Annotated in this window: 7 protein-coding genes, 1 pseudogene and 1 riboswitch; of the genes and pseudogenes, 4 read left to right on the plus strand and 4 right to left on the minus strand. The window is 71.2% G+C overall.

Translation table 11 applies throughout. The features are described from left to right. Positions 1 to 908 (minus strand): annotated as a pseudogene (locus VFJ94_RS13515) (transcription-repair coupling factor); the annotation flags it as partial. Between the two features lie 263 nt (positions 909 to 1171). On the opposite strand from VFJ94_RS13515, the gene cysC reads away from it, so the two are divergent. The 3 genes from cysC to VFJ94_RS13530 all read left to right on the plus strand — a co-directional run bounded on the left by cysC (position 1172) and on the right by VFJ94_RS13530 (position 4741). Further along, the gene (gene cysC, locus VFJ94_RS13520; protein WP_325004742.1) at positions 1172 to 2434 is read left to right on the plus strand and encodes an adenylyl-sulfate kinase; all 1263 of its coding nucleotides are present in this window, start codon (positions 1172 to 1174) and stop codon (positions 2432 to 2434) included. Next, the gene (locus VFJ94_RS13525; protein WP_325004743.1) at positions 2431 to 3402 is read left to right on the plus strand and encodes a sulfite exporter TauE/SafE family protein; all 972 of its coding nucleotides are present in this window, start codon (positions 2431 to 2433) and stop codon (positions 3400 to 3402) included. The genes cysC and VFJ94_RS13525 overlap by 4 nt, the downstream gene beginning before the upstream one ends. A 237-nt stretch (positions 3403 to 3639) precedes the next feature. Continuing rightward, positions 3640 to 3791: riboswitch (cyclic di-AMP (ydaO/yuaA leader) on the plus strand. Positions 3792 to 3823: 32 nt separating this feature from the next. Then, on the plus strand, positions 3824 to 4741 hold the full coding sequence (locus VFJ94_RS13530) for a glycosyl hydrolase (protein ID WP_325004744.1): 918 nt from the start codon (positions 3824 to 3826) through the stop codon (positions 4739 to 4741). Between the two features lie 185 nt (positions 4742 to 4926). Here the strand turns inward: VFJ94_RS13530 and VFJ94_RS13535 are convergent, their stop codons facing one another. The 3 genes from VFJ94_RS13535 to VFJ94_RS13545 all read right to left on the minus strand — a co-directional run bounded on the left by VFJ94_RS13535 (position 4927) and on the right by VFJ94_RS13545 (position 9984). Next, positions 4927 to 5103 carry a PKD domain-containing protein gene (locus VFJ94_RS13535; RefSeq protein WP_325004745.1) on the minus strand — a complete coding sequence of 59 codons (177 nt, stop codon included), beginning with the start codon at positions 5101 to 5103 and terminating at the stop codon, positions 4927 to 4929. A 355-nt stretch (positions 5104 to 5458) separates the two neighbouring features. Beyond that, positions 5459 to 5740, minus strand: a complete 282-nt coding sequence (locus VFJ94_RS13540; protein ID WP_325004746.1) for a hypothetical protein — start codon at positions 5738 to 5740, stop codon at positions 5459 to 5461. Between the two features lie 530 nt (positions 5741 to 6270). Beyond that, complete coding sequence (locus VFJ94_RS13545) at positions 6271 to 9984, minus strand: PKD domain-containing protein (protein ID WP_325004747.1); 3714 nt, start codon at positions 9982 to 9984, stop codon at positions 6271 to 6273. A gap of 272 nt (positions 9985 to 10256) precedes the next feature. Here VFJ94_RS13545 and VFJ94_RS13550 point away from each other — a divergent pair. Beyond that, on the plus strand, positions 10257 to 10500 hold a 244-nt coding region (locus VFJ94_RS13550), incomplete at its 3' end, for a glycosyltransferase (RefSeq protein ID WP_325004748.1).

The following is a 10500-nucleotide window of genomic DNA, read 5'->3' on the forward strand; positions in this document are numbered from 1 at the left end:
TCGTCGACGAGCACCGGCGCCAGCGCCTCCATGCCCTCGACCGGGTGCCCGTCAGCGATCTTGACGCAGATCTCGGCCAGCTCGGGGTGCGACTCGGCCAGCGCACGGGCGCGGTGTCGCACGTCCGGGGTGAGCAGCAGCTCGCGGCACGGCGGCGCCCAGAGCCCGTGCTCCAGCAGCCCCTTCCCGCCCGTCTCCGGCGAGATCCCGAGGCTGCGCTGGTCGGCGACCTTGAAGGCCCGCACCTCCTCGACCGTGTCGCCCCACCACTCGACCCGGACCGGGTGCTCCTCGGTCGGCGGGAAGACGTCGAGGATGCCGCCGCGCACGGCGAACTCGCCGCGCCGCTCGACGAGGTCGGTCCGCGTGTACGCCGCCGCGACGAGCGCGTCGACGACCTCGTCGAGGGGGCGCTCGTCGCCCGCCTTGAGCGCCACCGGGACGAGCTCGGCGAGGCCGGTGCTGATGGGCTGCAGGATGGCCCGCACCGGTGCCACGACGACCGACAACGGCCCGTATGCCGCGTCGTCGGGGTCCGGGTGGGCGATCCGCCGCAGCACCGCGAGCCGCCGGCCCACGGTGTCGCTCCGGGGCGACAGCCGCTCGTGCGGGAGGGTCTCCCAGCTGGGGAAGACCCCGATCCGGTCCGCGGGCAGCAGCCCGGTCAGGGCGGCCGCGAGGTCGTCGGCCTCGCGGGTCGTCGCCGTGACGACGACGACGGGGCCGGACGAGGCGCTGGCGCCGGCGAGCGCGGCGATGACGAAGGGGCGGGCCCCCTCGCTGGCGGAGACGTCGACGGTGCCGGCGCGGCCCACCGCTGCGAGGAGGCGCCGGACGTCGGCACCCTGCGCCCAGGTGTCGAGCAGCGGCGCGAGGCGCGGGGTGGTGGGGGCATGGTGCGTGGACATGGCACTTCCAACCGGTCTTCGGGCAGCACGAGCAACCCGGCTCCGGGCTGGAGGCGGGTTGCCCCATTCTAGCCGTCGACGCCTGCCGTCCCCGTCGGGCGAACCCCCGGCGACGGCTCGGGCGACGGCTCGGGCGAGCCCCCGGCGAGGCCCGTCGGCACCCTTGGCGGCTGCCCGATTTGGAGATTTTGGTCCACGGTCGAGGCCCCGCATGGGAGGCTGACGACGCGGCGGAGGAGCCGCAGGGGGAGAGTGCACACACCATGTCCGTTGCCGTCGTGACCGGGGACCCGAGGATCGTCGTGGAGGGCGCCGCCGCGGCCGATCTCGAGCTGATGATGGGCGGGGTCCGCCTGCCGTGGGGTGACCTGGGAGGCCGGGCTGCAGAGCCTCTCGACACCGTGCGCGACGACCTGCGCGTGCCGCTGCCCGTCGAGCTCGCCGACTCGGTGGTCGCGAGCCGTCGCCTGATCCTCACCGACGCCACGTGCCTGCCGATCGCCACCCTGGAGGACGCCCGCGTGGAGGCCTCGGCCGACGGTGCCCGCGCCGTGGGTGACGTCCGGCCGCTGTCCCCCGGCCACCACGCCGGCTGGCTGCCCGCCCTGGGCCGGATCCTCGTCGCCCAGCGCCCGCTCCTCGACGGCGACCTCGAGGACGAGGACGGTGGGCCGGTCGTGGTCCTCGTCCCGTCGGGAAGCTCCCCCGGCGGTATGCCGTCAGCGACCCTCCGCGCCGCCATCGAGGCCGCGGTGGCCGACCGCGGCGACGTCGTGGTCCGCACTGCTCCCATCGTCTGGCGTGACGGGACGAGCGACCGCGCTCTCGTGCGAGCGGTCGCCGAGGCGGCTGGGCGGCCGGTCCGCCTCCTCTCCTTCGACGACCCCCGCTGGGTGGCGGCCGACCTCGCCCTCGAGCAGGGCCGGCCCGCGGACGGCGTCGACCCGCGTGCCGTCGACGTGCTCTCCCGCTGGCGCCCGCCGCGGTCCAGCCGCGGTCTCGTCGTGTTCTTCACGGGGCTCTCCGGCTCGGGCAAGTCCACGCTCGCCGGCGCCCTGGTCGCGCACCTTGACGACCACTGTCGCCGTGCGGTGACCCTGCTCGACGGCGACCTCGTGCGCCGAATGCTCTCCGCGGGCTTGGGTTTCGACCGTGAGGGCCGCGACGCCAACGTCCGGCGCATCGGCTTCGTCGCGGCCCAGATCGCGCGGCACGGCGGCCTCGTCGTCTGCGCACCCATCGCGCCCTTCGCCGAGACCCGCCGTGCGGTCCGCGAGATGGTCCAAGAGGTCGGTGACTTCGTGCTCGTGCACGTCGCGACGCCACTCGAGGTGTGCGAGCAGCGCGACCGCAAGGGCCTCTACGCCCAGGCGCGGGCCGGCCAGCTGTCCGACTTCACCGGCGTCTCCTCACCCTACGAGCCACCACTCGACGCGGACCTCGTCGTCGACACGACCGGGCGCACCCTCGAGGCGTGCCTGCAGGACGTCCTCGAGCACCTCCGGAAGGGCGGTTGGCTGTCATGAGCTTCGACCCCTGGCTGACCGTCGCCTCTCTGGGCATCGGCATCATCGTCGGGCTGACCGGCATGGGCGGGGGCGCGCTCATGACGCCCATGCTGGTGCTCTTCTTCAACATCCCACCGCTCACCGCAGTGTCAAGCGACCTGGTGGCGGCGGCCGTGATGAAGCCCGTGGGCTCCGCGGTGCACCTCCGCCGGGGGACGGTCAACCTCGCGCTCGTGAAGTGGCTCTGCATCGGGTCCATCCCCAGTGCCTTCGCAGGTGTCTTGCTGCTCAAGGTGATCGGCTCCGGGGCCGCCGCTCAGCAGTGGCTCAAGATCGCACTCGGCGTGGCCCTCCTCCTCGCGGCGGCCGGACTGATCGTGCGCGCGTACCTGCGGCTGCTCGAACGGGCGGCCCGGCTCGATGGTCGGGCCGAGCCGCTTCCCCAGGGCCGACCGGTCGTGCAGGTGCGGGTGTGGCCCACCGTGGCCATCGGCGCCGTCGGCGGCCTCGTCGTGGGTCTCACGTCCGTCGGCTCAGGGTCACTCATCATCATCGCGCTCATGGCCATCTACCCGACGCTCAAGGCCAGCGAGCTCGTCGGCACCGACCTGCTGCAGGCGGTCCCCCTCGTGGCGGCGGCGGCGCTGGGGCATGTGTTCCTCGGCGACTTCCACCTCGACCTGACCCTCTCGCTCCTGCTCGGGTCGGTTCCCGGCGTGTGGCTCGGCGCCCAGCTCTCGGCGCGGGCGCCCGGCGGCCTGGTGCGCCGGGCACTCGCCTTCGTCCTGCTCGCTTCGGCCCTAAAACTGCTGGGCACGTCCAACACCGTCACCGTCGTCCTTCTCCTCGCGGCGCTGCTCATCGGCCCGCCGCTGTGGGTGGTGGCGCGCCGGCGCCACGGGTTTCGGGCCTTCTCCGGCCGCCTGGGGTCCCTGGGCGCGGCGCGCCGGTCGCCCTCGGTAGAGCGTCGGAACGCGCCCGTCTGATTCCCTGCGGGGCCGCCCGGATGGCCCAGGTATGACCATGAAACGGCCTGCTGTGGCGAACGTCACAGGAAGAGCGGAGCCTGCTGCGTCCCGCTGAGCACGAGTCTGTGCTTGGCGACGCCGGCAGCCCGGGCTCCCAATCTGACCGGATTAACCGGAATTGTGGGTCCGCTGTTGTCTCACAAGCACTTCGGCCGCGAGGACGCCCGCGACGGATCGGCTATCGTTCGTCTCGCCGTAATGACACCGCCTAATCCCGATCGCCCTCGAAGGCGTCCCGGGAGCCGGGGACCCACAGATCCCCTGGGGTGAATCGGGGTTCTGTCCCCGTAGGGCGCATCCGGCCCGAACCCGTCAGCTAACCCGGTCGGCAGCCTAGGAGACCTGGAGTTCTTCCATGCCAAGCACCTTTCGATTCCCCATGCCCTCACGCGTCCTCTCGTCGGCGAAGGCCAAGCGGGCCGTGATCGGCGTGGCCGCTGCCGCCTCGCTCGTCGGCACGCTCGCCAGCCCCGCGCAAGCCGCCACGACGTTGATGCCGGGCGGCAAGATCTACGCCGGCGCCGTCGGCGACACGACCACGATCCAGAACGCCACGGGCACCACCGTGGGAGTCCACTCCTACGGCCGCCTCGAAGGCAGCGTGCCGCAGGGCCGCATGATCTCCTTGGACAGCTCGGCCACCTGGAGGACGGTGGCGAACGCCCAGCCCGGCTCGGCCATCTACAACAACCTCGTCCGGTGGGCCACCACGATCAAGGCGCGCGGCGGCACCATCCTGCTCGCCTACAGCCACGAGCCGGAGCTGTCGTCGAAGACCAACATGGGCACCGCAGCCGACTTCAAGGCGGCGTACGCCCGCGTGACGACGATCTTCCGTCAGCAGGGCGCAACCAACGTCAAGCACACCCTGCAGCTCACCGACTGGGCCTTCCGCACGAGCCCCTCGGACCGGGTCTACGCGGGCAACTGGTACCCCGGCGACGCCTACGTCGACATCGTGGGCGCGGACGCCTACAACTGGTACACCTGCGGCGAGGGCCGCGGCAATTGGGTGGAGCTGAGCACGATCATCGCCCCGCTCCTGACCTTCGGCAAGGCGCACAACAAGCTCGTCGCGCTGCCGGAGTTCGGCGTCACGAAGGACTCCCGCCGGGCGCAGTGGCTCACCAACGCCAAGAACTACATCGTCTCCAACGAGGCGTGGTTCGCTGGGGTGTACTACTTCAACCACCCGCCGACGAACCTCAAGAACGCCGACTGCGTGTGGAACCTCAGCACGTGGGCCGAGTACTCGGCATACGGCTCGTTGCTCAAGGACGTCAACTTCGCGTACTGAGCAGACGCCGGACACACGCACGGCCCGGGGCCCTCTCACGAGGGACCCCGGGCCGTGCCGCATACGTCGCCAGTTCCCTACGGAGTGGTCCCGCCCCGTTGAAGGAACACGTCGCGGCGGTGCACGACGACGTGAACGACGCCGTCCGTGGTTGGTGGCCGGCACGGTGGCCACGACCGACTTGGTCACCGAGCCTGCGGCCCCTTGTCGTCGGTGACCGTGAGCTTCACGGTGCACGTGCCCGACGCCGCGTAGGCGTGCGACGTCGTCCGGCCCGTGCCCGAGGTGTTGTCGCCGAACTCCCAATCGTACGAGGCGATTCCGCCGTCGGTGAGGGCGTAGAACGCCTGGTTGCCGACCATGAAGGCGCCACGGGAGCTCGACCAGGCGACTCTGGTGGTCGCGAGCGGCTGCTCTCCGGCATACGGGAAGAGGACGACCTTCCTGCGCAGGTACTTGAAGTTGCCGACCTAGTCGATGTTGGAGCCGATCCACCGGCCCCTCGGACGTCGCCAGCGGGGCATAGACCGTCTTGCCGGGGAGTGCGGCCCGGGTTCCACTGCAGCGCAAGGCCGCTCGCCGGGTCGAGCGCCTCAATCCCTGGCCGTGCCACGGCACCGGGGCCGGCGAAGTCCTTGCCGTACGCCCAAACGCGCGACTCTGGACCGGCAGCCCGACGCTGTTCGGAGAACCCACGACGCCGGTCAGCGGCGCGGCTCAGAAGCGGACGAGGAAGCACCCCGAGTCGGGTCCGGCCGTGGCCTCCAGGCGCCAGACCCCACGGTCCTGCACCGGCAGCGCGACGCGATAGTAGCTCCATTCGTCGCCCTGGTTCGTTCGCTTCGACGTCACCGTCCGCGGCGGACCCGTCGGTGGCGTGGCGGTCAGGCGCACACCCGGCATGGCTGCCGCGTGTTGCGGGAAGACGTAGAGCTGCAGCTCCGCTCCGTTCGGCCCGCCCTTCGCGACCTCGGCTCTCGCCTCCACGAAGTTGCCCATGACCAGTGAGGCCGACCGTACGTCAGACCGGTCCCCGACCTCGACGCACCCCGGCTGCGGGTTTCCGGGCACGCGGTCCAGCAGGGCCTTCTGGTCCCCAGAGGGTCCCGCGGCCGTCGCCGTCGCGCCCGGGGCACCGGAGGTGGCAGGCGTCGTCGCTGCCGGAGGACCGGCCGGCGCGGTCGTGGACCCGGTCCCACCGCTCCGGGTGCCTGCCGTGCCCCCGCCACCCGCGCTCGAGGTCGATGTGTGCGTCTGCGTGGAGGCCGAGCCGCCCGAGGTCTCGGGAGGACCTGCGGACCGGCTCGGGGAGGCGGCCGGCTCGGCCGTCTGCACTCCACCGCTGCAGGCCGTAAGGGAGAGCACGGCCAGCGACGCCAACGGCATGGCGGCGAGGAGGATGCGGCGGCGTGCTGTCATGAGAAGACCCCCTGGACCGTTTTCTGACCGATTGGACGAGCAACGGATCGGGGACGCCCAGCCGGGCTGGACGTCCCCGATCCACTCATGGGTGGTGCTCGCTGCTGCTACTACTGCCCGAAGGCGATCGACCACATGACCTCGCGGTCGGAGGCGCCCGTCGTCGAGGCGGTGGCCCCCGCGACGGTGCCGCTCGTGGTGATCGCGGCCCCGCGGTCCGCGAGCAGGCCCTCGTATCGGTAGGTGCCAGCCGGCGCCGGATCCGCGACCGAGTCGCGGCTCACCAGATCTGCCGGCACGGTCCACGGCGACAGCGTCTTGGTCAGCCCGACCCAGTGCGAGACGACCCAGTCGCCCGCGTTGACGGCGATAGGCGGCGTCGTGTGCGAGCTCTTGGCCGCATCCACCGCGCTCACTGCCCGGACGCTGCCCGCGTTGGCGCCCCTATAGGCCGCCACCTCGAGAAGGCCCAGCCGGAAGCCGCTGGGGTCGTCGAAGCGCACGGTGGCGCCCAGGTCCGCCGCGTCGGCCGCCTTCTGCCACACCGTCGAGACGACCGAGCCGTTGGTGACCGTGCTGACCTGGGTCCACCCGACGACCCCTGTGGGACCCGTGAAGGCCGACGTGGCGGGTCGGGAGAACACCATGAGCAGCAGGTCCCCGGCCTGCGTCCCTGCCGGAACCGTGGCGGCCTTGAACTTCGCCGCCCCCGCCGCCGAGTGGGCGGCGCCCACGAAGGCGATGGAGCTCGCCGGAGCCGTCACCGTGACGGTTTTCGTCACGGTGCTCGTCGCACCCTGGTCGTCCGTCACCGTGAGCGTGACGGCGTAGTCACCCGCTGCCGGGTAGGCGTGCGACAGGGTCGCACCGGCGCCGGAGGTGGAGTCACCGAAGCTCCACGCGTACGTGGCCACGGTCCCGTCGGGGTCCGAGGACGTCGACCCGTCGAAGGCGCACGTCGCGTTGGTGCACGTGAACGTGAATGCCGCGGTCGGGGCCTGGTTGGCCGGCACGGTCACCGTGACCGGTGTGGTCAGGGTGCCGGATGCCCCCTTGTCGTCCTTGACCGTCAGCTGGACGTCGTACGTCCCCGACGCGGCGTACTTGTGCGTGGGCGCGACACCCGTCCCCGTCGTGCCGTCGCCGAAGCTCCAGTCGTACGACGCGATCGTGCCGTCCGGGTCCGCCGAGGCCGAGGCATCGAAGGTGCACGTGGCCGCCGGGCAGGAGGAGGTGAACGACGCCCTGGGCGACCTGTTCAGGGCAGGCCCGGCGAAGAGGAACATCGAGCGGTTCGCCCAGCTCACCCCGTCAACGGCCGGGCCGCTGACGGCGACCGGTGTGCCCGTCACCGCGGAGCCCGACCAGTCGGCCCGGTAGAGGGTGCTGTCCGTGCGCAGCGCGTAGTAGACGCCGTCACCGGCCGCGAAGATGCCCCGAACGCTGCTCAGGTCCACCGAGCTGGCGGCCGTGTTGATGCGCTCGTCGACGATGCCGCTGTCCGGCGAGAACCATCGCCAGAAGAGGCGGCTGTCGCCGTACATCGTGTAGTAGAGGCGCCCACCGGCGTAGAACATCCCCGTGAGGTTGGGGATCTGCACGTAGAGCGACGGGAGGGCGCCGTCGAAGGTGCCGCCGAGGTTGTTGCTCACGCTGGCCCAGGCCGGGTCGTGGTACGGGTTGATCTTGACCGCGGGGCCCCAGGTGGTCCCCGTGAAGGTGCGCGAGTAGAGGTAGCCGTCGGTGGCGGCGTAGAACACCTTGTTGCCGACCATGAACGCGGCCCTGGTGCTCGACCAGGTGACACCGCCGTCAGGAGCGGCCTCGGGGGCGTAGCTGACGGCCGAGGAGGTCAGACCCGTCTGGGACAGGGCGTCCGAGGCCGCAGGCGCCGGCGGCGGCGTCCCGGTCTTGACGATCTCGAAGGCGCTGACGAGCGGGTTCTGCGTCACGTGGCCGAACGACACCGTGACCTTGCCGGTGGACGGCACGGTGAGGTCGATCGACTTCATGGTCCCCGTCTGGTCGCCGGCGTCCGCGACGATGTCGTAGTTCGTCAGCCACCGGGTGCCGTTGACGTCGACGTTGAAGACGCGCTTGCCCACGGCGTTGGTGCACGTGCAGCGGTTGGCGAAGTAGGCCCGCAGCTGCACCGGCGTGCCCGCCGCCACCGGGAAGGTCCACAGCATCTCCGGCGAGGGCGCCCCGTCGAAACGCTCCGACTCGAAGACGAGGGACGGGGTCGAGGCGGGCACTGCCGGGTTGATCGCGGCTCCGCTCGTCGTGTACGTCACCGCGCTGCTGCCGCCGTTGCGCAGCGGGTTGGTGGACCCACTGTCGGCGGCCCAGTCCGGGCCGCTGTCGATCGACGCGATCGCCGGTCCACCGGCGTTGACGCGGTAGAGGACGTTGGTGGCGGCGGCCGGTCCGACGGGGCCGCCGGTCAGGACGGTCCCCGGCAGGGCGCCGACGTTGGTGGCCGCGAGCGGCGTCCCACCGGCATACGGGAAGAGGATGAGCTTCTTGCGCAGGTACTTGAAGTTGCCCACGTAGTCGGTGTTGGAGCCGACCCACAGGCCCTCGGACGTCGCCAGCAGGGCATAGACCGCCTTGCCCGGGGGGTTGCGGCCCGGGTTCCACTGCAGCGGACGACCGCTCGCCGGGTCAAGCGCCTCAAGCCCTGGCCGTGCCACGGCACCGGGGCCGGCGAAGTCCTTGCCGTAGGGGTTGTTGGCCCACCGCTGGTGTCCGCCGACATAGACCACGTTGTCGGTGATCTCGACGGCCCAGTTCGTGTCGCCGCCGCTCTCGCTGACCCACGTGGGCTGGATGTCCGTGCCCGACGCGTAGGTCTCGAAACGCGCGGCCGCGTCGCAGAGGGTGTCCTTGAAGCCGCCGCCCGTCGCCCCGATGACGAAGTACGAGCCGTCGGGCGAGTACGAGACCCCGCGGACGTAGGAGTCGAAGGCGCTGCTGATGCAGAGCGGGTTGTAGCGGTTGGTGTTCCAGTCCGGCGTCACCGTCGCGGCCGTGGGGCCGAGGGTGAGCTGGGCGACCTGGTCGCGGGCCAGCCCGTCGGCTGTCTTGAAGTTGCCGATGACAGCGAGGCGGTCACCGGCTGGGCTGACGTCGAGGTTCCACGGACCGACCGGGCCCTGGGCGCCGCTGCCGGAGTCGTTGTGGTGGCCGGCGAACTGGACGTTGACGTAGGCGTGGTCGACCGCACCGGTCGTGGCGTTGAGGGCCGCGATCCCCGCATGCGCCTTGCCCGCGACCATGGTGAAGTTGCCACCCACGATGAGGCGGTTGCCCACCTTGACCATGTCGTTGACCCGGCCGAAGGTGCCGAACCCCGGCGTGACGAACGTCGTCACGACCGAGTTCGTCGTCAAGTTGACGAGGGCGACGTTCTTGATCGCCGCCGTGCCGACCTGGGTGAACTCGCCGCCGACGTAGACCGTGTCGGCCGTCGGGCCGGGCACCAGGGTCGAGACCTCCGCGTTGAACGCGAGGTTGAACGGGGCGAGCGCTCCGGTCGCCGTGTCGAACGCCGCAATCCTGCTGCGCGGCTGGCCGCCCACGCTGGTGAAGTTGCCACCGATCACCATGGTGGAGCCGACCTTGGCGATCGCGCGCACGTCACCGTCGTCGACCCCGGGGGTCGATGCGGACGGCACGGCGCTGACCATCGCGTTGGCCGCCGGCGGTGGCGCGGGTGGCTGTATCGCCAGGGCCGCCGGCGCACCGGCGGCCATCAGGGCCACGGCGGCACCCACCACGGCTGCAGCAGCCTGATGCAGTCTTCTGTGCATGATCTTCCCCATCTAACGCAGCAAAACGATCGTGTGACGCCGAACGGTGTCGAGGGTCAACGCGTAAAGTGCAGGGGACCCCACCGAGTCACCCTGCGCCCCCATCCCACACTTCCCCACGCGTGACTTTAGACCGGGGATCGCCGCCTTGTTCGGGGATTCGACAACCCCGCCAGACATCGCACGAGGTTGGTCGAAACGGCCCGCAACCGACGTCCGTGCCATGACAATGTCGTTGATGGACGCGGCCGTGCGCCCACGGCCCATACCGACGTTCGGGGGAGATGACGTTGCCAACGGGAACGCCGAATCAGCTTGCAGGTCAAGACCGCTCGGCCGCGCTACCGACTGTTGGGGTGGTCATCGCCACCCACAACCGCCCGGGACCACTCCGGGAAGCCCTGGCGTCCGTGCTCGAGCAGGACTACGCCGGAGCCGTCGAGGTGGTCGTCGTCTGCGACCAGAGCGAGCCCGACCTCACCCTCGAGTCGGCCATGCCGCGCCGCCGCGTCCGGGTCGTGAGCAACG

The organism is Intrasporangium sp. (assembly GCF_035688975.1).
Taxonomy (GTDB): Bacteria; Actinomycetota; Actinomycetes; order Actinomycetales; family Dermatophilaceae; genus CALMNV01.